A 19,863-nucleotide genomic window follows, 5' to 3' on the forward strand; every position below is an offset into this window, starting at 1 on the left:
CTTCCGGGGTCATGGGATGGGCTCTGGCGTTCCTTGTGAATCCGGGGGAGAATCGCGTTCTCAGGATGACCCGCCACACGGCAAATGCAATGAAGATCGACTATGAACCAACCCGACCAGTTTTTTGACGCATCGTCCGAGGAGTCCGCCGCAGCCGGCGTCGCGGACGGGGCGAGCCGGGCGCTGTCCCGGACCGGCGTGCTGCCAAGCCAGGCGCTCCGCGTGCTCATTGCGGCGGGCGAGGTCGGTGGGTCGGTTCCGATCGAAGAGGCGCAGATCCAGCCCGCGAGCCTCGATCTTCGCTTGGGCACGGTGGCCTACCGCATCCGGGCGAGCTTTCTACCCGGCACCAAGGCGAGCGTGCGCGACAAGCTCGAAGGGCTCACCTTCCACGAGATCGACCTGACCAAGGGCGCCGTTCTGGAGGCTGGTTGCGTCTATCTCGTTCCGTTGATCGAGCATCTCAATCTGCGCCCGACGATCGCGGCCTTCGCGAACCCCAAGAGTTCCACGGGCCGGCTCGACGTGTTCACCCGTCTGATCGCCGACAACCAGGAAAGCTTCGACTATGTCGCGGAAGGCTATCGCGGGCCGCTCTACGCGGAGATCTGCCCCCGGACCTTCTCGGTCAAGGTTCGCACGGGCACGCGTCTCAATCAGATCCGTTTCCGCCGCCGTGTCTCTCAGCAGTCGGACGAGGCGCCGGGTCGCATTGGCGACAAACGTTTGCGGGCCATCCACTCCGATGTGGGTCTTGTGGAGGGCGAGGCGGCGATCCGCGACGGTCTCAATCTTCGCATCAGCCTGGCACCTGTCGAGCCCGGCGGGATGGTCGGCTACCGCGCGCGGCGCTATGCGGGCGTGATCGATATGGACAATGTGGGCGGCTACGACGTGGGGCAGTACTGGGAGGCGGTCCATCTCGGCCGCGACAAGCGCCTCGTTCTGGACCCGCAGGAGTTCTACATCCTGGCGTCCAAGGAAAGCGTCTCCGTGCCGCCGGAATATGTGGCCGAGATGGCGCCGTTCGACCCGATGATCGGCGAGTACCGCGTCCATTACGCCGGGTTCTTCGATCCCGGGTTTGGCTACGCGGCCGGAAAGGCACCGGGCGCCAAGGCGGTGCTCGAAGTGCGCAGTCTCGATATTCCCTTCATCGTCGAGGACGGACAGATCGTGGGGCGGCTCGTCTATGACAGGCTCACCGAAATCCCCGAGTCCCTTTACGGTCAGGGCATCGGTTCGCATTATCAGGCGCAAGGTCTGAAACTATCGAAGCATTTTCGTCAGCCTTAAGCGTATAGTTCATCTGGGGTAGGGCCCGCATCTGGGGACGCGGCGGCCCGAACGGGGATCGGGGGATTTTCGCCATGGAGGCGCTGACATCGGCCATTACGTGGTTGAGCGGGATCGTTTGGGGCGTACCGATGCTGGTGCTCCTCTTGGGCGTCGGCATCTATCTCACGATCGGATTGCATTTCCGGACCTTGCGCGATCTGCCGGTCGCCCTGGCCATGCTCTGGCACGGCCGGGTCGCCGAGGGCAAAGGCGAGATCACGCCGTTCAACGCCCTGATGACGGCGCTCGCTGCGACCATCGGAACGGGCAATATCGCGGGCGTCGCCACCGCGATCTATTTCGGCGGTCCCGGCGCCGTCTTCTGGATGTGGATGACCGCATTGGTGGGGATGGCGACGAAGTTCGCCGAGGCGGTGCTTGCCGTGCGTTATCGCGAAGTGGATGAACGCGGCAAGTATGTCGGCGGTCCCATGTATTACATCAAGAACGGACTTGGGGCCCGCTGGGCCTGGCTCGGTACGGCGTTTGCTCTGTTTACCGGGTTCGCCGGTTTCGGCATCGGCAACACCGTCCAAGCGAACTCCGTAGCCGATGCGCTGGATGCGGCCTTCGGCATGCCGTTCTGGTTGACGGGCGTGATCCTCGCGATCCTTGTGGGCCTCGTCCTGATCGGTGGCGTCCACCGGATCGCCGCGGTCGCCGGAACATTGGTGCCGATCATGGCGATTGGCTATATCGGTGCGGGGTCCGTGGTGCTGGCTCTCAACGCCGGCGCGGTGCCGGGAGCGTTCGGGCTGATCTTCCAGCACGCTTTTTCGCCTGCCGCGGCGACGGGCGGGTTTGCGGGCGCGGCCGTCTGGGCGGCCATCCGTTTCGGCGTGGCCCGCGGCGTCTTCTCCAACGAGGCCGGGCTTGGCTCGGCGCCGATCGCGCATGCGGCGGCCGAATGCAAAGGGCCTGTCAGTCAGGGGCTCGTTGCCATGCTCGGGACGTTCGTCGACACGATCCTCGTCTGCACGTTCACGGCTCTTGTGATCTTGAGCACCGGTGTGTGGACAAACGGGCTCAACGGGGCCGAACTCACGTCAAGCGCGTTCGAGATGACGCTCCCGAATGTGGGCAGCGAAATCACGTCCATCGCGCTTGCCGTGTTCGCCTTCACCTCGCTTCTTGGTTGGAGCTACTACTGCGAACGGGCGTGGCAGTACCTTCTCGGCGTAAAGGTCATCGTGCCGTTCCGCGTGCTGTGGTCGCTGGCGCCGATCCTCGGCGCGACCGTGAAGCTCAGCTTCATCTGGCTGCTGGCCGATACGCTCAACGCACTGATGGCGATTCCGAATCTGATCGCGCTGGCATTGTTGAGCCCCGTGGTGTTTACCGCCGCGAAGGAGTTTTTCGCCACGCGCGGCAAATCGGAAAACAATCCGTACTAGGCGAACGGCTTATGCAGCCGTCGGACGACACCGTTGGAGTGGCGCGAAACCGGTCCGTATGCAATTGTCATACCTTCTAAGCAGCACGGTGATTTCGAAATTTCAGGGGGCACGATGAAGCATGTTGCGATCGCATTCCTAGCGGCTGTCGTTGCGAGCGTGGGCGCGGGAGGGGCCGGTTACGCGCAAAGCGTCCAAGAGCTTGCAAAGAGGGCCGAGAGCGACGCAAAGCGCGGGAAGGACCTCGACGCCTACAATTCCATCCGCGAGGCCGCGGTGAAGATTTGGGAGCGGAGCCCGCTGCTGTTTCGCGAGGCCCTGTTCGTCAAATCCGCGCCCACGGGATACGGCATCTACGACCCCCGCCCGAACAATGTCTTCAAGCCCGGCGAGAAGCTCTTCATCTATGTGGAGCCGGTGGGCTTTGCCTGGCAGAAGAAGAGCGGGTTGAACCACGCCGAACTGGTTTCCGACCTGGTCCTCAAGGATGCCGAGGGCACGGTTCTGGGCGAGCAGGCCGGGTTCGGGACCTTCACGTTCGACAGCCGGGACAAGAACCTCGAGGTGATGACGGCACTCACCATCGATTTCACCGAGGCGCCCGCCGGCAAATACGTGGCGGAGCTGAAATTCACCGACAAGCTCGGGAAGAAGTCGGCCACGTTCGAACTCCCCTTCGAAATCGAGGGCGACCAGAAGGCATCCGACTCCGACAAGGATGAACCCGACGAGGACGAGTAAGGTGCGGCAATTGCGTCGCAGCTCCCAAAAATTGGCTGAAAACCCCTAGCATTTGTTGACTTGCAATTTTTAGCTGCAACAATGGATCGTCGCACTTTTTTGTACAGGGGAAGGGCATGGGAGGGTCGTCTTCGCCATACGCGCACCGGCCGTTCGATTTCGCCGAGAAGATCGAGGCCCTCAACGACTACGACGCGATTTGCGCGGCCATCTGCGAGGAGTTGGCGTGGTTCGGCTTCACCTGCGTCACCAGCTTCATCATGCCGGGTCCCGGTGAGCCCTTCAAAAAAGGCGTACATCTCAACACCCGGCCTCAGACTACGTCGATCATTACGAAGAAAAGAACTACGTCCTGCGCGATCCGGTGGTCACGGAACTGCGCAACACCGTGCGCCCCTTCGCCTGGAGCGACGTGGTCGAACGCCGGGACCTCAGCCGTGCCGAAAAGCGGATTGTCGAGGAGGCCAAGGAGTTCGACGTCAATAACGGGCTGATCGTTCCGATCGTCACCTTGTCGGGGGGCCTGTCGGTCTTCAGCCCCTGCGGACGGGATCCGGATCTGTCTGCAGGCGCGCGCCGCGCCGTCGAGCTGATCTCGCTCTGCAGCCATCAGGCGCTCAAGCGGATCCTTCTGGAGCAAATGCGAAGCGGCGAGGCGCATACGCCGCTGACACCGCGTGAGAAGGAAGTCATGCGCTGGATCGCAGCCGGGAAAACCGATCAGGAGATCGCCGGGATTCTCAACATCACGCCGGGGACGGTGAACGTGCATGTGGAGCGCGCCAAGCGCAAACTCGATGCCTTCCAGCGCACCTTCGCCGTGGTGAAGGCCATCCGTTTCGGCGAAATCTCCCTCTAAGCGCCTGAGATAAAATCGAAAAACGTCCATATTGGGAAACCAATATGGATTGGCCCGCCATTCTTAAGGCCTGATGGCCCTCGACGATTCGAACGGGGGGCTGAAGCATGGTCAGGGTCATTGAGGGTAAAGACAGGGCACGCCACGCCGACCTGTTCGAGACGCTGTTCCGCGCACGCTACGAGACATTCGTCGTCAATCGATGCTGGTCGCTGCCCGCCAGGAACGGCCTCGAGATCGACCAGTACGACACGGACCAGGCCGTTTATTTCGTCGATTTCGACACGACCGGACATCTGCAGGGCGCGGTGCGGCTGACGCCGACGATGGGCGCATCGCTCACGGCGGACTACTACCCGCACCTGTCGGAGAGCGGTGCCGCGCTGCGCGACCCGTTCGTTTACGAGGGCACGCGCTACATCGCCTCGCCGCGGGAAAAGACGCCCGAGAATAATCGTATCGTGAAAGCCCGCATCCTCGGCGCAATGACCGAATGGGCCTGGAGCTTCGGGGTGCGGCACATCCAGACGGTCATCGATGCCGCACTGCTGCGAAGCTTCAAGAAGGTCAACTCGCAGACCTTCGCGCTTGCGCCGCCCACCCCTATGGCGGGGGCAAGGGAGTCCCCGGAGGCGGGACATGCATGGCCATCCGCTTGCCCGTGACCGAGCGCGCAATCAATGAAATCCGAGCTTTCGGGGCGCTGGACGCATCGCCCGCGCCCGAACCCTATTGCTATCAGCCGGCCGCGCCGCAGCTCCACCATGTCGCCTGAAGCCCTTTGCGGAAAAGGAGTCCGTCAGATGCCAAATCCAGTCGTACGAGCCGTCACGCAAGACGAGATCGCGGCCTACAAGCAGGCCGGGGTCGTCCTCCTCAAAGGAATCCTCAGCCTGGGGGCCGTGAACAGCCTGAGACGGTCGATCGACCGGGTCGTGACGGAACTCGACTCCAGTCCGAGTGGCTACGACTTCACCAAGGTCCTTCGGGCGACCGCCGAGAACGATGTCGATCAGCTGCGCGCCATGAGCGATGGGCAATACGACCTCGAGGCCATCATGGATTACGTCAAGTCGACCGGGAAGCCATTGCTGGCCGACGATGACTCCGAAGCGCGTGATGGGGCCTATTTCATCGATACCGGCATTGCTGCCAAGCTCAACAGCTATCGGCAGCTTTGCGTGGGCGGGGCGCTCCCCGAAGTGGCGGGGCAACTGCTGCAATCCCAGACGGTCCGGTTCTTTGGCGATCAGGTTTTCGTCAAGGAGCCGAAGACGCCGGGCAAGACCGCGTTTCATCAGGATGCGACCTATTTCGAGATCGAAGGCGAGCAGTGCTGCGTGATGTGGGTGCCCGCGGATCCCGTGACCTTGGAGACCGGGGCCATGATGTATGTGCGCGGGTCGCACCGCGACGGCACGCTGTACAAACCCAACGTGTTCATCTCCCAGGCGCCCTTACCGGGATCGGAAGGCGCGGACCTGCCGGACATCGAGAACAATCTCGACGACTACGACATTGTTCATTTCGATGTCGAGCCCGGCGACGTCCTCGTTCATCACTACCGCACCATTCACGGAACCGGCGGCAATCAAAGCCGGTATCAGGTCCGCCGTGCCGCATCGATCCGCTATTGCGGCGACGACATCCGCTTCAAGGAACGCCCTTGGGCGCCGCCGCAATTGCACCACACGAGCCGTCTGAACACCGGCGATGCGCTGAGCGGTCCGGACTTTCCTGTGGTGTGGCAAAAGGCGCCGCAAGACGGGCCGAACGAGACCGTCCCGGTGGGAGCGGATGTGGATCAACTGGCCGGGACTCGGGCAGCGTGACGCGGCGGCCATTGGGACCCGGGCGGCGATCGGGACAAGAGGAGTGCCGCGACACGGGGGAGAGTCGGATCGAGGAGGTTTCGGACCCCGATCCCACGGTGAACTTCCCGCAGTGGTCGCGGTCGCTTCTGCTCCTTCTCGATTACGCCATTATCGAGGGCCTTCAGCACAGGCTGCACGCATTCGTACACCATCTGAAGCTCGCTGAAGCAGAGTTGACCAAGGCCGCGTCCGACAGCGTTGCTCGAGAAGAGGCCAAATCTGATGAGGAAGCGCCGTCGCCCCCAAAGGTTCATTGAAACAGGCTTGGCCTACTTCGTGCCGCTCTCTTCGGGCTGGCTGCCGGCGATGCCCTCGACGAGGTTCACGACGGAGCGCCGCAATCCCGCATCGTCGATATCGGCAAAGGCGCGCACGAGGCGCAGGGCCTGCTGATCGCCAACAAACTTGATGGGCGATTCCATTTCGTCGGCTTCGGGGCCGGCGCCGTCGAAGAAGGCGTGGATCGGAACCTCGAGCGCCGTGGCGATTTGCATCAGCCGGCTGGCACCGACGCGGTTGGCACCGTTTTCATACTTCTGGATTTGCTGAAACGTCAGACCGAGGAGATTGGCGAGGTCGGTCTGGGACATCTTCCGTTCGAGCCGCCAAAAGCGGATGTTGTGTCCAACGACCACATCTGTCTGTTGCGGCGATTTCTTTCCCATTTCGACTCCTCTAATACCCTGTAGGAAAACAACCAATTACCGCTATTCGATGCACGGCAATAGTGGCAATTGTGCTGCAGGGAACGCAATTTAGGGTGATTATAGAGCGCGGCGACACGCTAGCGTATTCGACAATAGGTCGGACCTATTTACGGTTCGGCGCAGAGCACGCACCCCCGCCAAGCGCGCAAAAGCGGGCGCAATGCGGATGGCAGAGCTTGATGGCGCCGTGATCGAACATCGCACTATGGGCCATCGCCGCCTCCGCAAGCGTGGTCCCCATACCGAAGACTGGAGTGTCCGTCAGGAGCGTGCAGGGCAGAACCATTGGGTTCCGGTCGCCGCGGCGTTTCACGATCATGCGGCTCGAGGCGCACATCATCTCCGAGGGCGACCGCTTGAGAATATCCCAGCACTCGTCGGTGATCTCGGGCACGTCCTCCTGAACGTCCATCTCCGGAAACAAGACCAGTGACGCGGCGTCGTCCGCCGTAACGGGCCAGGAGCGCGACGCTATGAGTGCGGCATAGCCGGCACGGGCCGCGCGTTCGTCTTCACCCCAGCATGTCCGGCCAGCGAGCGCGATCGAGAAGCCGTGTGCCGCAAGCCAGTCGATTCCTTCGACGGTCTTCACGAAGGATCCGGGGCCGCGCTCCTCGTCGTGAAATGCCTCAGTATAGTGATCGAGGCTGACTCGCAGGCATAGGCGGCCGCCATGGGCCTTGCGCAGGGCCAGCAATGCATCGCGAATCCCGGGGCGCATCATGGGCTGCATGGCATTGGTCAGGACCAGTGCGGAGTGGCCGCGGTCCAACGCGTCGGTCAGCATGCCGATTATATCGGGGTTCATGAACGGCTCGCCGCCGGTGAACCCGATTTCCGTGACCGGCCAGCGGTCCCGCGCGATCTCGTCGAGATAGGCGGCGGCTTCGTTGCGGCTGATATAGACGAGCGTGTCGTTCGTCGGGCTCGACTCGATATAGCAGTTGCGGCAGGCGATGTTGCACAGCGTGCCGGTGTTGATCCATAGCGTGCGGAGGCGCTCAAGAGCGACGCGCGCGCGGCGCTGGCCATCGGCGGTCCGATCCGGGTCGGCGAATTTCCGTCTCGTTGCGGCAATGGCGGCGTCGGTCATCGGACGGCTCACGCTCCCTCGTTCGCGTGCATTAACGGGTGCGGCCCTCTTTACCGCAAGCCCCCGTGCCATCACCCTTGCGTGAGTGCTGGTTGCAATTCTGCCTTTCCAAGTCATCCTGGTCAGGCTACGCATGAGCGCAGTGGGCGGGTGTAGCTCAGTGGTAGAGCAGTAGCTTCCCAAGCTACGTGTCGTGAGTTCGATTCTCATCACCCGCTCCATTCCCTCAATGGCTTGGCAAGCGCGGCCCGTCCGTCACTGGAAACTTTTTGCGCGCCCGCCACAATCCAGCGCTCAAAAAAGTCCCGAGTCTTGCGCCGGTCCGTCCCGGATTTGCCGCCGTGGGTCCGTACACGCTTCCTTGGCCGGTTTCCGGCGTTTTTTCTAGGAAATGGATCCATGAGGACTCTAGTTGCAATGATTGCCGCGTTTGCTTTCGCGGTGGTTTCCTCGGTCGCCTTTGCGCAAGAAGACTGTGCAACCGGCACGCATTGGGACGAGGACAGTCAGGCCTGCGTTCCTGACGAGTCCTAGCCGGTAACCTCAGGAACATTCGACAGCGCAAGGCCCTTGCGTGGCCCTCTCTCGCCGGACTTTGCGACTGCGTGATCCTGGGTTGCCGCAGGAATGCCGCGGCAGATGTATCGTTCCTTCTTGAAACTCATCTATGCCGCCGGCGGTCGGCCCGGTCTGCAGGAGTAGGCAGGCCGGGCAACCGACTCCGCCGTGCCATGATCCGTCTTCTCCCATTTGAAGGGGGCGACGGCGAACTGGCACACGGCCCGGTAGGCTGCCACCGAGATCAGGAGCCAGTAGAGCGGCATGAGCGGGACCTGCCAGACAAGCCGATCGAGGCCGCGCCGGCGCAGGGCGAGAAAGCCAAGCGCCATCGCGGCCCCGTAGCCCGCGACGAGGCTGAACAGCGAGATCGTCCAAAAGGGAAGGCCCAACACGGATTGAGGTAAGGCCAGGAACTGGCCGCCGCCGAGCTCTATCGCCAAGAGCCCGTAGAACCAGGGATGGACCAGCGCGGAGAGGATGGTTCCCCCGATCATGATGTGAAAGGCCAGAAAGCCGCGCAGTCCCAACTCGCGCAGAAGCGTGCGCGGTGCCCGCATATGGACGAGCCAGGTCTGGATGAACCCTTTGAGCCAGCGGGTCCGCTGCGGGATCCAACTCCCGAGCCGCGCGGGCGCTTCTTCGTATGTGGTGGAGCCGATGACCGCACAACGGTATCCGCTGCGTGAGAGGCGCGCGCCGAGATCGGCATCCTCCGTCACGTTATAGGGGTCCCAGGCGAGCAGCCATTTGAGGGCGGCCACGCGGAAATGGTTGGATGTCCCGCCGAGCGGGATGGGCAGTTTCAGCGTATCGAGAAGGGGCAGGAGTCCGTCGAACAGTGCCGAGTACTCGATCGTGAATTGCCGCGTCAGCCAGTTTGCGTCCGGGTTGTAGATGTTCAGCCGCGCCTGCACCGTGGCGAGGTTCGACGGGCCCAAGCGAAAGGCCGCATGCGCGCGCCGCAACTGATCGGGCTCTGGCCGGTCTTCCGCGTCATAGACGACGAGATAGTCGCCGCGCGCCAGGGGCAGCGCGTAGTTCAGCGCCTTGGGCTTGGTGTGGGGCGCGCGGTCCGGCACGACCACGATTTCGACGTTCGCCGGCAGACTTAGCGCGCGGGCCGCGGCGATCGTCTCGGCATCCGCGGCTTCCAGGACGAGCTTGATGTCGAGCTTCGCGGTTGGCCAATCGAGCTTGGAGAGTGCGTGCAGAAGCGGCTCCACCATATGGGCCTCGCGACAGAGCGGGGCGAGAATGGTGTAGGTCGGCAGCTGCGAGTCCGGGGTCGGGTCCTCGTCGCGCTCGTGCGAGGGAGATTCGGCACGCGCGAGCAAGGCGGCTGCCAGCAGGCGGAAGACGATCACGGGCACGAACACGCAGGCAAGACAGATCGAGACGGCGTGGACCGTGGCCGTCGGCGCGGTCAGAACCGCCATGGCGAGGGCCGCGCAGCCGAGCACGAAGGCCCAGATTTGCCACGGCATGGCAGGCCGGAGGGCGCTCAAATGAGGGCGGCGGGATGCCAGCATATGGACGGCGTCATGGACGAGGCCAGGGCTGAAGTGATCGCGCATCGCGCGGCGAAGCTCGCTTGGAGACGCGAGAGCAACGGGATGCTGCGTCAGCCGGGCGAGCAGCGTCCGCACGTCGAAGGGACGCAACCGGTCAAAGCCAAGGAGCAACCGCCGGGCCGGGGCAATCTCTTCGAGGATCGGTGTCTTCAAGCATTGCCGCAGGGTCGCCGTGCCCGGAACGGCGACGTTGCAGGTTGCGATCTTGGTCCGGAAAGGGACGCCGGCGGAGGTCCCGAGGGCGCTGACATAGGTGGCCTCGTCGATGCAGCCGCTGGCGATCAGGACCTCATGCGGATGGACGCCCCAGCGCTCGGCCACGCGGCAGGCATGCGCAAGAGTCGCGAGGTCCAAATGCGGGCCAAGAAGAAAGCCGTATTCAACTGCCGCCGGCAAGGATGCGTCGTCGCCGGGAGAGGCGCCTGGCGGCGACCGGCCGGGGTTTCTTGAACAAGCATCACGGGTATTTCCCCCAAGAAGCACCTGTAAGTATTGTTTCGCATTTATCGCTTGTTGCAACGATTGATTGCAGCCGCCGTTCAGTATTCGGCTCAATACAGCTATGAATTGCATATTGAAACTCTACACCCCAAAAGCGGGCGCCCGCTCTGGCGAACGCCGTCGAGCCGCGCTAAGAGGGAGCGTTGAACGATGCGTGGTGGTCTTCGAATGATGAGAGGTTTGGCGGCGCCGGTCGGTTATGCCTGATGGCGCTCGCGATCGCGGGGCTGGCGTGGACCGCCGCCCGTGCGCAGACCCCCAGTCCCCAGGTCAAACCGATTGTCCCGGATGCCTGGCAGGGCGACGCCTACCGGCCCAAGCCCGATTTGAAGAACATCAAGAAGATCCGGTTCATCACCGATTCCGACTACCCGCCCTTCCACTATTACGACGAGGTCGGAGCACTGACCGGCTTCAATGTGGACCTCGCCCAGGCGATTTGCGAGGTGCTTGGGGTCGAGTGCCAGATCGAGGCGACGAACTGGAGCAGCCTCATCCCTGCGATCGAGAACGGCGATGCGGATGCGGCGATCGCTTCGATCCGCATCACGGCCGAGGCCCTCAAGTCCGCCGACTTCACCTCGCGCTATTACGCGCGCCCGCGCCGTTTCGCCGCACGCAAAGAGAGCGAAATCACCGATATCCGCCCCGAGACCATCGAGGGCCTCAAGATCGGCGTGGCCAAGAACAGCGGGCACGAGGCTTATCTCAAGACCTTCTTCCCGGATGCCGCGATCGCCGCGTTCGATACGAGCGAAGCGGCGCAGAAGGCGCTCAAGGAGGGCGCCATCGACCTCGTGTTCGCGGACGGGGTCTCGCTCGCCTTTTGGTTCAACGGCGTGGGTAGCGACCGCTGTTGCGAGTTTCGCGGCGGGCCCTATTTGGATTCCCGGTTCTTCGGCGAAGGTGTCGGCATCGCCGTCAAGAAGGGGAACCGCAATCTCGTCCGGGCCCTGAATTACGCGCTTGAGCAGGTGCATGCGCGCGGCACCTATGAAGAACTCTTCCTGCGCTACTTCCCAATGAGCTTCTTTTAGGCAAACGCCGTTCAAGCCTCGGTCTTGGCGTTGGGTGCGTCTTCCGCCGGGCGGTTCGGGGAGCCCTGACGCATTTGAAACGGCAGCCACAGGCTCCAACCGAAACGCGTGGGCGCCGTGGTCTGATAGGAGGTAAGTCCGATGCGCATGCCCAGATGCCCATCCTTCGGTTGCGCCGTGTAGGTGCGGAACAGGCGGTCCCAGATGGACAAGTTGAAGCCGTAATTTGAGTCGTGCTCGGTCCGATAGACCGAATGGTGCACCCGGTGCATGTCCGGCGTGACGATCGCGAGGCGCAAGAGCCGGTCCAGCGGACGCGGCAGGTCGATATTGGCGTGGTTGAACATCGCGCAGCCATTGAGGATCACTTCGAACAGGAACACGGCGAGCGGCGAAGCCCCGAGCGGAATCACCACGGCCATCTTCCACAGCATGGACAGGCCGATCTCGACCGGGTGGAAGCGGATCGCCGTGGTCACGTCGATGTCGCGATCGGCGTGGTGCACCTGATGGAGCCGCCACAGGACCGGGATCTTGTGGGAAGCGAGATGCTGGGCCCAGATCGCGAGATCCAGCACGGCCAGGGCGATGACGACCTTGATCCAGGCCGGCCAATCCACGGCATTCAAGAGGCCGAGCCCGTTGTGCTGGGCGTAGAAGGCGGCGGCAAATGCGGTCAGCGGCACGGCGAGCGCCGCCATGAGCCGCAGTAGCACGCTGGCCGTTGCGCCGATGCCGAGATTGGTGAGCCAGCGGCGTCCTTTCGAGGCGATGAGCCGTCGCCGCGGAAGAAGGCGTTCGATCAAGGCGAACAGGATGAAGAGTCCGGCGAACACACCGAGCCGCACCATCGTGTCGTCGAAGGAAAACGGACCTTGCATGGGCGGCAGTGTGGCGCGCTTGCCCGCGCAAACCAATGGCGCGGCGATCAAAACGCCGCGAGGCGGTCTCCCGACGGCTGGACCCTCAGCAAGGAAGGGCGGTGCCGCCGGCACCGCCCCAATTGGCGCGTATCGATCGCCCGTGCGCCCCTACGCTTTTGTCGCGGCGTCCGCTGCCGGCGGCGTTTTGGCCGCGTTGTCGGCCTTCTTGCCATGCAGCTTGAATCCGAGGACCAGCAGCAGGATGCCGAACGCGACGGCGTAGGCGCCGATCCACCAGGTCAGGACCACCGCGCCGATGACCGGTGCGATGAACAGCAGGATGCCGAAAACGATGGAGGCGACACCGGCCAGTGCGAGCCACCAGCGGCCATGGTCGAGCTTGAGGCTGAAAGCGGCATAGACCAGGAGGCGCCGGAGATGACGGCCCAGATGCCGATGAGAAGCACGAAGACGACGGCGGCCATGCCCGGCCACGCGAAGGCGATGATGCCCGCGGCGATGTCGACGATGCCCTCGAGGATCAACAGGCCCCAGCGCTGTCCGTTGCGCGCGGCCTTGACGCCGGACACGATGGCAAGAACGCCGTCGACAAGCATATAGGCGGAGAAGAACAAGACGGCGGCGAGGATCGCGGCCGGCGTGAAGAAGAAGCAGATCAGGCCGAAAATGACAGCGATCACGCCGCGCAAGGCCACGACCCACCATTGCTCGGCCAGAACCTCGCTGAGCGCTTCCTGCTGCTCCGTCAGGTCTTTTGCGTTTGTGCTTTCCGCCATCGTTGCCCCCTTCGGCATTGGATCGAGTTTGCGTGTGATGCGCCGTCCCGTTTGTCTCGCGGTGCGCGCGGCCAGATCATGGGGCGCCAATATAACGCGCATGTTGCGGCTTGGGGAGTTGCAGGGGCCGAAGCCGTGGCTGAGCGCGTACGCAACGCCCGGAAGTCAGAGCTCGAGGATGTCTTCGGACGCGAGCGAGGCGATGGTCTGGCGTAACCAGGAATGGCTCAAGTCCCGGTTGAAGCTGCCGTGCCAGAGTAGCGAGATCGCGAAGCGCGGCAATTTGATGGGGACCGGGCTGGTTGCGAGCCCGAATGCATCGGCGAAGTAGTGCGCGAGCCGGGAGGGCATCGTGGTCATCACGGGCGCCCGGCGCACGACGAAGGGGACCGCGAGGAAGCCCGGCGTGGTCATGATGACCTTGCGCCGGAGCTTTCGCTTGGCGAGGGCCTCGTCCACCACGCCCCGCGTGTCGTCTGCGAGGCTTGTCAGGATGTGCGGGAAATTCAGGTAGTCCCCGAGCGAGAGCGGCGCGGACACGCCGAGCTGCTCGGGACTGAACAGGCACAGGAAGTGGTCCGTATAGAGCTGCCGGCGGAAATGGTGGACCTGCCCCTGTTCAAAGACGCCGATCCCGAGGTCCAATTGACCCGTGTCGAGTTCTTCGAGAACGTCAGTGCGGTTCGCCGGCCGCAATCGTATGGACACGCCCGGCGCGATCGCTTGCAGCCGCTCGATCAGGGCCGGCATGATCGCCACTTCGATGGAGTCGGCGAGACCGATCCGGAACACGCGATCGGCTGTGGCGGGATTGAACGTGCCGCTTTCCAACACGGCGGACTGCACTGTTCTCAGGGCATTGCGGACTGGCTCGGCCAGCGCCAGGGCCCGCGGCGTGGGCCGCATCCCGTCCGCACCCCGGGTCATGAGTTCATCGTCGAAGAGGCGGCGGAGCCGTGCCAGATTGTGACTCATGGCCGATTGGCCAAGACCGATCCGGCTCGCGGCTCGCGTCACGCTGCGCTCCGACAGGAGGGCGTCGAACGCGACCAGGAGATTGAGATCCAGGCGGCTGAGATTAGTATGATCGATATCCATCATCGATCCTATCAATTGGATTAATTCTACGAGAAGCCGCATGCTGGTGACAACAGGCTCATCGAGGGCGCCTCGCGAGGCACGGGCCCCTGTGATGACCTCGCGCGAACGAGATTGCTCCCTAGCGGCGTGAAGTGCGAGGCCCCGGCCGTCCTTCTGCTGAGCCAGTGGTGAGGACGGCCGGACTTTCAGGGGCCTTGGTTTAGGGGTCTTGGTTCAGGGGTCTTGGTGGAGCGTCTTTGCGGAGCGACTCGGCGGGCCTCGGGCGGCATTCGCGCCGCCAGCGGCGGTAACCTTTTGTTATGGTTAACGTGCCGGCCTTCAAATCGCCACGAAGTGCTTGAAACTCCTCAATTTCCGGAACGAGTGGCGCCTGTGGGGCGTAACCTTAGATCTTTGTTCGTCAGCACTCTGGGGCCTGGGGGAGGAAGCTGATGGAATGCGTACCGCCTCGTTAATCGCGCTTGCGGCCGTGAGCCTGCTTGGCCTTGCTCGGCCCGTTGCCGCTCTCGCTGCCGACGCGGCCGCGGCCACGGATGGGCTTGCGCCCAACAGCAGCGCCTTTTCCAAGAGCGCGCCGGTGCCGTCCGCGCCGCAAACCACCGCGCCACAAGCCAGCGCTTCCCAGGACAACACCGCAAGCGCCACGGCGGACATGCCGTATCAGGGCGGCTCCGAGTCGTTCTACGACCGGCCCACACTTCGGAGATCGGCCCAGCAAGTGCCCGCGCGTACAGCGCCTGCGGCCCCCATGCCGCCTCAGGGTGCCGCGACGGCCTACGCGCCGGCGTCCAGTCCGGCCGCGGCCCAGCCGGAAGCGCCACCGGCCGGTCCACCGGAATTTGCCTCGGCCGAACGACTCCTCGACTGGGTCTCGAACTATCGCGACCGGCCGCAATATTGGAAGGTGCCCGCCGCGGTTCATGCCATGCGCGACCATCGCCTGTTCACCGACGAGGAGCAGCGCTGGTTCTGCATCGGATTCATCGCCGGCGTGCTCGGCACGAACCCGAATGACGGGCCGGGGCTGATCCCGCAGATGTTCCCCATGCCGCCCAAGGAACAGGAGGTCATCATCCGCGCGATCGCCTATTCCGGGCGCCCGGACTGGCAGGACCTACTGGTGAAGAACGCCGGCAAGATGCCGCTGCGCAAACCGCTGATCGACGACCTGCTCAACGGGCGGCGGCCGACCTTGCAGGCGATTGAGCTCGACACGGGCGGCACCACGGCCGTCTACGCGCTATGGGGCTACTACGTCGCCTCGGGCCAGCACGAGCCGGTCATGCGCATCATGCAGGCCCTGCAATGGTCCAAGGGCGCGCAGAAGTCCGGGTTCTTCGACAAGCTCGCCTCGGGCTGGGGCAAGGACGCCAACGATGTCGAGAAGGTCACGACCGGCGGGACCGCGAAATGGACGCTCGCTTCTTACGCGGAGCGCGATCGCGAGTTGATCGGCCTTTACCGCGCGGAGCTGGGCAATCAGCCCGAGGAGATCGCCGGGCCTTTGAAGGACGTCATCGAGGCGGCGGAGTTGTTCGAGGCCGAGAAGATCCGCAAGGAGCAGTACGGCGCGATCGAAGACGCCGAGCGCCGTCAGCTCACGGCCGACGCGGGCATGTCGAAAGGCTGGACCGCGGGCTCGATCGCGATCGCCACGGGCTGCATGGCCGCGACCGCCTTCGGGCAGGCGCAGATCGCCGTGCCGTGCGTCATTGGCGGCGCCCTCTATTCGGGTGCGGGTAAGCTCGCGCGCTAGGGCGTGGGATCTACAGAACCTTGTTGCGGGCGCGAATGCCGCGCTCGATCGCCGTCTTCGTCAGCATGTCGATCTGCAGCGCATCGGCCAGGAGTTCCAGGAAACGGGTCTCCTCGGGACGCACGTCCAGGTCCGCCGCGGCGATTTCCAAGGCCAGCGCATAGGCCGTCTCGCGCAGCCGCATGGGAAGACCGTTCCGGATCAGCTCGAGCACGAGATCGAGACCGGATTCGCTGCCGAGCAGCTCGCCGCACGCTTGGGAGGCATCGACCAGGCCGTCGGTGTTGTAGTCAGCGAAGACCGGCAGGTTGGAAACGATCTCCCCGATGCGGGCAAGCTCCGCACCAGACATGGTCCGGTCAACCGCCGAGGTCGTGACCATCGTGTAGATGAGTGCTTCGTGATGGTCCAAGGACTTGATCATCGGCTTTCAACCCTCTCTGGCCGCAAATCTCCAAACGGGCGCGACGGTATGAAATTGCGACGGACCCGGCAAGCGCCTGTTGGAGAAGAAAGTTTGGGAAATACTGGCGTCGCGGAAAAATCTGTGAAATTTGTTGCCTCTCGAAGGCGCCGTTTCGTCGTCGGCGCCCATATCTGCTTCTTCAGCACACTTGAAGTCTGTCATGCCCGAGACCACCAATGCTGGCCGCGACGCGGCGCCCATTGAAATCAATTCCGAACTCCTGGCCCATGCCCATGTGAGCAAGGCCTGGCCGTTCGAGGAGGCGCGCAAAGTCCTGAGCCGGTTGAAGCGGATTCCGCAGCCGACCGGCTCCATCATCTTCGAGACCGGCTACGGGCCGTCCGGCTTGCCGCATATCGGCACCTTCGGCGAAGTCGCGCGCACGACCATGGTCCGGCATGCGTTTCGCGTTCTCACCGAAGACAAGATCCCGACGCGGCTGATCTGCTTTTCCGACGACATGGACGGATTGCGGAAGGTCCCGGACAACATCCCCAACAAGGATATGATCGGCGCGCATCTCGGCAAGCCGCTGACCCAGGTGCCCGATCCGTTCGGCGAATACCCGAGCTTCGGCCAGCACAACAATGCGCGGCTGAAGTCCTTCCTGGATACGTTCGGCTTCTCGTACGAGTTTCTCTCGGCCACCGAGTGCTACACCTCGGGCCGGTTCGACGCGACCCTGCTCCGGGTGCTCGAGCACTACGACGAGATCCGCGACGTGATCCTGCCGACGCTGGGGCCGGAGCGGCGGGCCACCTATAGTCCCTTCCTGCCGATATCGCCGGCGACCGGCAAGGTGCTGCAAGTGCCGATCATCGACCGGGATCTTGCGGCGGGCTCCATTCTCTACAAGGACCCCGATACGCAAAAGCTGACGCAAGTCTCCGTCACGCGCGGCCATTGCAAGCTGCAATGGAAGGCGGACTGGGCGATGCGCTGGGCCGCGCTCGGCGTGGACTACGAGATGGCCGGAAAGGATCTGATCGATTCGGTGCGCCTGTCCGGACGCATCTGCCGCATCCTCGGCCGCCAGCAGCCCGAAGGCTTCAATTACGAACTCTTTCTCGACGAGAATGGCGAGAAGATTTCCAAGTCCCGCGGCAACGGCCTGACCATCGAGGAGTGGCTGTCCTATGCCTCGCCCGAAAGCCTGGCGCTCTACATGTATCAGAGCCCGAGAAAGGCCAAGCGGCTCTATTTCGACGTCATCCCCCGTGCGGTCGATGAGTATGCCGGGCACCTCGCCGCCTATCCGGTGGAGGATCAGGCGGCCAAGTTGACGAATCCGGTCTGGCACATTCACGAAGGCACGCCGCCCCAGGCGGATCTGCCGATCAGCTTCGCGCTTCTGCTCAACCTGGCCTCGGCCTCGAACTCCGAGGACCGGTCCGTGCTGTGGGGCTTCATTCAGCGCTACGCGCCCGAGGCGACCCCCGAGACCCAGCCCTTGCTCGACGAGCTTGTCGGCTATGCCATCCGCTACTTCCACGACTTCGTGAAGCCATCGAAGCAGTACCGTGCGCCCACCGGCAAGGAGCGCGAGGCGCTGGTCGAACTCGACAAGCGGCTCGCCACGATGCCGGACAAGATTCTGGCGGAGGAGATTCAGAACGAGGTCTACGCCGTGGGCAAGGAGCACGGGTTCGAACCTTTGCGGGCCTGGTTCCAGGCGCTGTACCAGGTTCTGCTCGGCCAAAGCCAAGGCCCGCGCTTCGGCTCCTTCGTGCAGCTTTACGGCATCGAGAACACCCGCGCGCTGATCGCCAAAGCACTCGAATAGGTGCGGGGAATGCCCTATGCGCGCATTGGATAGTTTGAAACTATTGACGCACCTGTTGGCAGTAGAAGCAAGTATCTTCTCTGCCCGACATCAATTTTAGCCAAAAGATGGCAATGAGTGCGTAACCCGTTTGAGTAGGGCGGGTTTATTTGCCGCCAAATCGTCACATAAGAATTCGGAACGGCGACAGCCGGATCTGCGTTTTTCATGTAGCTGGGCCAGCGGAAGCGTGTTTTTCGCCGGTCTTGTTTTGAGAGACTTGAAAAACGCAAAAGGAGGTAATGTGATGAAACTCACGGCACTTACGACTGCGATTCTGTTGTCGACGGCCACTTACGCCTTTGCCGGCGGTGGTGCTCCGGTGCCTGAGGGCGCCATGAAGGACGATCCGTCCGGACGCCCGGGCAAGATCCTGAGCGAGGCCGAGTGCGACAAGGCTGGCAGATGGCGGGTCCTGACGGCGATACGCTGTCCAAGGACAAGGCCACGCCGTTCGTGCTGAACTTCCAGATGGTCGACTCGTCCAACGATGCGGAGATCTCCGCAGAGGAGTGGCGGGATGGCTGCGCCAAGGGCTGGGTGACCGCGGACGCCTCCGCGGCCACCGAGAGCGGCACCACGCCGCCTGAGCCCGAGCAGGAGCAGATGTAGTCGGACGACTGCAGGCTTCTCCAAATGCCACGAAGGCGCGGTCCCAGCCCCCGGGGGCCGCGCCTTCTCTTTTGTCTTTCGGTGTGGCAGTCGCGTGGTAGCTCAGCGCCAGATCCCGAGGCGGCGCTCCTGGGCGGCGTCCGCGGCGGTCTTCAGAGTGGCCGTTGCGGGTGCCTTCGGCTTGGCCCAGCCCTGCGCCACCATCCACAGCGAGAGGTCCGTGCCGCCCACGGAGCAGCGCGCGGTCAGGGCCTCGTGCTGACCCTTGATTGGCACATGACAAATGACGGCGCGGCCCCGGATCAGCCGTGTCAGCGCGGACCGGGCAAAGCGCCCGCAGGGCCAGGCCTGCCCGCGCGTGTCCTCGCACTGGCCGCTCAGGCCTTCGACTTCGATTCCTTCGAGGCGGATGGATGTGTTGCCGGCTTTCAGCGACCCGCCGTCCTGGACGACGACCTGGTAGAAGCGCTTCGGCTGCAGTTGCGGCTTTGGCGGCTGCGTCTCTTCGGCGGTCACGCCGGGCACCGCCGCCAGGTCTTGAGCGCCGTCCTCCTGTTCGGACCGGGCTTCGGGCGTGGAAGCGGTCTTGGACAGAGGCCGGGTGAAAAGCTGTCCGCCGCCGGTGTTTTGTTGAGGCGGTTCGACCTGGACCACGCCGTCAAATTTGCCGAACGGCCAGAAGACCCACAATGCGCCGAGGGCGACCAGGACGATGAGAATGCGCGTGACGCGAAACATAAGAGCGATCCTAGAGCGCCGGCTTGGCGTCT

At 63.5% G+C, this 19,863-nt stretch carries 21 protein-coding genes, 1 tRNA gene and 1 pseudogene; 14 read left to right on the forward strand and 9 right to left on the reverse strand.

The features are described 5' to 3' along the window. The first annotated feature begins 102 nt into the window (after positions 1-102). The 9 genes and pseudogenes from AUC68_RS06440 (at position 103) to AUC68_RS06470 (ending at position 6,463) form a co-directional block, all read left to right on the forward strand. Entirely contained in the window at positions 103-1,296 is a 1,194-nt protein-coding gene (locus AUC68_RS06440) for a 2'-deoxycytidine 5'-triphosphate deaminase (protein ID WP_083240481.1), read from the forward strand. Between the two features lie 74 nt (positions 1,297-1,370). Further along, on the forward strand, positions 1,371-2,732 hold the full coding sequence (locus AUC68_RS06445) for an alanine/glycine:cation symporter family protein (RefSeq protein ID WP_069436860.1): 1,362 nt from the start codon (positions 1,371-1,373) through the stop codon (positions 2,730-2,732). 114 nt (positions 2,733-2,846) lie between these two features. Continuing rightward, positions 2,847-3,473, forward strand: coding sequence for a hypothetical protein (locus AUC68_RS06450; RefSeq protein ID WP_069436861.1), 627 nt, complete (start codon positions 2,847-2,849; stop codon positions 3,471-3,473). A gap of 313 nt (positions 3,474-3,786) precedes the next feature. Beyond that, positions 3,787-4,080: pseudogene (locus AUC68_RS18130) on the forward strand (autoinducer binding domain-containing protein); the annotation flags it as partial. A 33-nt stretch (positions 4,081-4,113) separates the two neighbouring features. Next, positions 4,114-4,332, forward strand: a complete 219-nt coding sequence (locus AUC68_RS18135; RefSeq protein ID WP_280138535.1) for a helix-turn-helix domain-containing protein — start codon at positions 4,114-4,116, stop codon at positions 4,330-4,332. Between the two features lie 107 nt (positions 4,333-4,439). Continuing rightward, positions 4,440-4,997, forward strand: coding sequence for an acyl-homoserine-lactone synthase (locus AUC68_RS06460; RefSeq protein WP_069436863.1), 558 nt, complete (start codon positions 4,440-4,442; stop codon positions 4,995-4,997). Next, on the forward strand, positions 4,976-5,107 hold the full coding sequence (locus tag AUC68_RS18140) for a hypothetical protein (RefSeq protein ID WP_280138528.1): 132 nt from the start codon (positions 4,976-4,978) through the stop codon (positions 5,105-5,107). The genes AUC68_RS06460 and AUC68_RS18140 overlap by 22 nt, the downstream gene beginning before the upstream one ends. A 28-nt stretch (positions 5,108-5,135) precedes the next feature. Continuing rightward, complete coding sequence (locus AUC68_RS06465) at positions 5,136-6,164, forward strand: phytanoyl-CoA dioxygenase family protein (protein WP_069436864.1); 1,029 nt, start codon at positions 5,136-5,138, stop codon at positions 6,162-6,164. After that, positions 6,161-6,463 (forward strand): hypothetical protein, encoded by a 303-nt coding sequence (locus tag AUC68_RS06470; RefSeq protein WP_141701121.1) that lies wholly within the window; start codon positions 6,161-6,163, stop codon positions 6,461-6,463. The genes AUC68_RS06465 and AUC68_RS06470 overlap by 4 nt, the downstream gene beginning before the upstream one ends. 12 nt (positions 6,464-6,475) lie before the next feature. Here AUC68_RS06470 and AUC68_RS06475 read toward each other — a convergent pair whose 3' ends face one another. Next, positions 6,476-6,871, reverse strand: coding sequence for a helix-turn-helix domain-containing protein (locus AUC68_RS06475; RefSeq protein WP_069436866.1), 396 nt, complete (start codon positions 6,869-6,871; stop codon positions 6,476-6,478). A 145-nt stretch (positions 6,872-7,016) separates the two neighbouring features. After that, positions 7,017-8,018, reverse strand: coding sequence for a radical SAM protein (locus AUC68_RS06480; protein WP_244500413.1), 1,002 nt, complete (start codon positions 8,016-8,018; stop codon positions 7,017-7,019). 134 nt (positions 8,019-8,152) lie between these two features. Between AUC68_RS06480 and AUC68_RS06485 the strand changes: the two genes are divergently transcribed. Further along, positions 8,153-8,227, forward strand: a tRNA-Gly gene (locus AUC68_RS06485). 444 nt (positions 8,228-8,671) lie between these two features. On the opposite strand, the gene AUC68_RS06490 is transcribed toward AUC68_RS06485, so the two are convergent. Beyond that, entirely contained in the window at positions 8,672-10,534 is a 1,863-nt protein-coding gene (locus AUC68_RS06490; RefSeq protein WP_158008250.1) for a glycosyltransferase family 2 protein, read from the reverse strand. 311 nt (positions 10,535-10,845) lie between these two features. Between AUC68_RS06490 and AUC68_RS06495 the strand changes: the two genes are divergently transcribed. Further along, positions 10,846-11,676: a transporter substrate-binding domain-containing protein gene (locus AUC68_RS06495; protein ID WP_083240484.1), complete on the forward strand. Its 831-nt coding sequence runs from the start codon at positions 10,846-10,848 to the stop codon at positions 11,674-11,676. A gap of 11 nt (positions 11,677-11,687) precedes the next feature. Here AUC68_RS06495 and AUC68_RS06500 read toward each other — a convergent pair whose 3' ends face one another. The 4 genes from AUC68_RS06500 to AUC68_RS06510 all read right to left on the reverse strand — a co-directional run bounded on the left by AUC68_RS06500 (position 11,688) and on the right by AUC68_RS06510 (position 14,434). Then, positions 11,688-12,557, reverse strand: a complete 870-nt coding sequence (locus tag AUC68_RS06500) for a sterol desaturase family protein (protein WP_069436869.1) — start codon at positions 12,555-12,557, stop codon at positions 11,688-11,690. A gap of 150 nt (positions 12,558-12,707) precedes the next feature. Beyond that, entirely contained in the window at positions 12,708-12,911 is a 204-nt protein-coding gene (locus AUC68_RS17615) for a DUF308 domain-containing protein (protein WP_244500428.1), read from the reverse strand. Further along, positions 12,839-13,336 carry an HdeD family acid-resistance protein gene (locus AUC68_RS06505; RefSeq protein WP_244500414.1) on the reverse strand — a complete coding sequence of 166 codons (498 nt, stop codon included), beginning with the start codon at positions 13,334-13,336 and terminating at the stop codon, positions 12,839-12,841. The genes AUC68_RS17615 and AUC68_RS06505 overlap by 73 nt, the downstream gene beginning before the upstream one ends. 165 nt (positions 13,337-13,501) lie before the next feature. Next, positions 13,502-14,434, reverse strand: coding sequence for a LysR family transcriptional regulator (locus AUC68_RS06510; RefSeq protein WP_069437060.1), 933 nt, complete (start codon positions 14,432-14,434; stop codon positions 13,502-13,504). Positions 14,435-14,873: 439 nt separating this feature from the next. Between AUC68_RS06510 and AUC68_RS06515 the strand changes: the two genes are divergently transcribed. Then, entirely contained in the window at positions 14,874-16,193 is a 1,320-nt protein-coding gene (locus AUC68_RS06515; RefSeq protein ID WP_083240485.1) for a hypothetical protein, read from the forward strand. A gap of 10 nt (positions 16,194-16,203) precedes the next feature. Here the strand turns inward: AUC68_RS06515 and AUC68_RS06520 are convergent, their stop codons facing one another. After that, on the reverse strand, positions 16,204-16,617 hold the full coding sequence (locus AUC68_RS06520; RefSeq protein WP_069436870.1) for a tellurite resistance TerB family protein: 414 nt from the start codon (positions 16,615-16,617) through the stop codon (positions 16,204-16,206). 202 nt (positions 16,618-16,819) lie between these two features. Between AUC68_RS06520 and AUC68_RS06525 the strand changes: the two genes are divergently transcribed. Next, entirely contained in the window at positions 16,820-18,442 is a 1,623-nt protein-coding gene (locus AUC68_RS06525) for a lysine--tRNA ligase (RefSeq protein WP_069436871.1), read from the forward strand. A gap of 444 nt (positions 18,443-18,886) precedes the next feature. Further along, positions 18,887-19,093, forward strand: a complete 207-nt coding sequence (locus AUC68_RS06530; protein WP_069436872.1) for a hypothetical protein — start codon at positions 18,887-18,889, stop codon at positions 19,091-19,093. Between the two features lie 102 nt (positions 19,094-19,195). On the opposite strand, the gene AUC68_RS06535 is transcribed toward AUC68_RS06530, so the two are convergent. Next, positions 19,196-19,831, reverse strand: a complete 636-nt coding sequence (locus tag AUC68_RS06535) for a thermonuclease family protein (RefSeq protein WP_069436873.1) — start codon at positions 19,829-19,831, stop codon at positions 19,196-19,198. Positions 19,832-19,863 lie beyond the last annotated feature (32 nt).

The sequence above is a fragment of the Methyloceanibacter methanicus genome, assembly GCF_001723285.1.
In the GTDB taxonomy this organism is placed as follows: Bacteria; Pseudomonadota; Alphaproteobacteria; order Rhizobiales; family Methyloligellaceae; genus Methyloceanibacter; species Methyloceanibacter methanicus.

Coding starts and splice junctions, on each gene's coding strand:
- AUC68_RS06440 (WP_083240481.1), top strand. CDS start 103: ATGAACCAACCCGACCAGTTTTTTGACGCATCGTCCGAGGAGTCCGCC.
- AUC68_RS06445 (WP_069436860.1), top strand. CDS start 1,371: ATGGAGGCGCTGACATCGGCCATTACGTGGTTGAGCGGGATCGTTTGG.
- AUC68_RS06450 (WP_069436861.1), top strand. CDS start 2,847: ATGAAGCATGTTGCGATCGCATTCCTAGCGGCTGTCGTTGCGAGCGTG.
- AUC68_RS18135 (WP_280138535.1), top strand. CDS start 4,114: ATGCGAAGCGGCGAGGCGCATACGCCGCTGACACCGCGTGAGAAGGAA.
- AUC68_RS06460 (WP_069436863.1), top strand. CDS start 4,440: ATGGTCAGGGTCATTGAGGGTAAAGACAGGGCACGCCACGCCGACCTG.
- AUC68_RS18140 (WP_280138528.1), top strand. CDS start 4,976: ATGGCCATCCGCTTGCCCGTGACCGAGCGCGCAATCAATGAAATCCGA.
- AUC68_RS06465 (WP_069436864.1), top strand. CDS start 5,136: ATGCCAAATCCAGTCGTACGAGCCGTCACGCAAGACGAGATCGCGGCC.
- AUC68_RS06475 (WP_069436866.1), bottom strand. CDS start 6,871: ATGGGAAAGAAATCGCCGCAACAGACAGATGTGGTCGTTGGACACAAC.
- AUC68_RS06495 (WP_083240484.1), top strand. CDS start 10,846: ATGGCGCTCGCGATCGCGGGGCTGGCGTGGACCGCCGCCCGTGCGCAG.
- AUC68_RS06500 (WP_069436869.1), bottom strand. CDS start 12,557: ATGCAAGGTCCGTTTTCCTTCGACGACACGATGGTGCGGCTCGGTGTG.
- AUC68_RS06505 (WP_244500414.1), bottom strand. CDS start 13,336: ATGGCGGAAAGCACAAACGCAAAAGACCTGACGGAGCAGCAGGAAGCG.
- AUC68_RS06510 (WP_069437060.1), bottom strand. CDS start 14,434: ATGGATATCGATCATACTAATCTCAGCCGCCTGGATCTCAATCTCCTG.
- AUC68_RS06515 (WP_083240485.1), top strand. CDS start 14,874: ATGCGTACCGCCTCGTTAATCGCGCTTGCGGCCGTGAGCCTGCTTGGC.
- AUC68_RS06520 (WP_069436870.1), bottom strand. CDS start 16,617: ATGATCAAGTCCTTGGACCATCACGAAGCACTCATCTACACGATGGTC.
- AUC68_RS06525 (WP_069436871.1), top strand. CDS start 16,820: ATGCCCGAGACCACCAATGCTGGCCGCGACGCGGCGCCCATTGAAATC.
- AUC68_RS06530 (WP_069436872.1), top strand. CDS start 18,887: ATGGCGGGTCCTGACGGCGATACGCTGTCCAAGGACAAGGCCACGCCG.
- AUC68_RS06535 (WP_069436873.1), bottom strand. CDS start 19,831: ATGTTTCGCGTCACGCGCATTCTCATCGTCCTGGTCGCCCTCGGCGCA.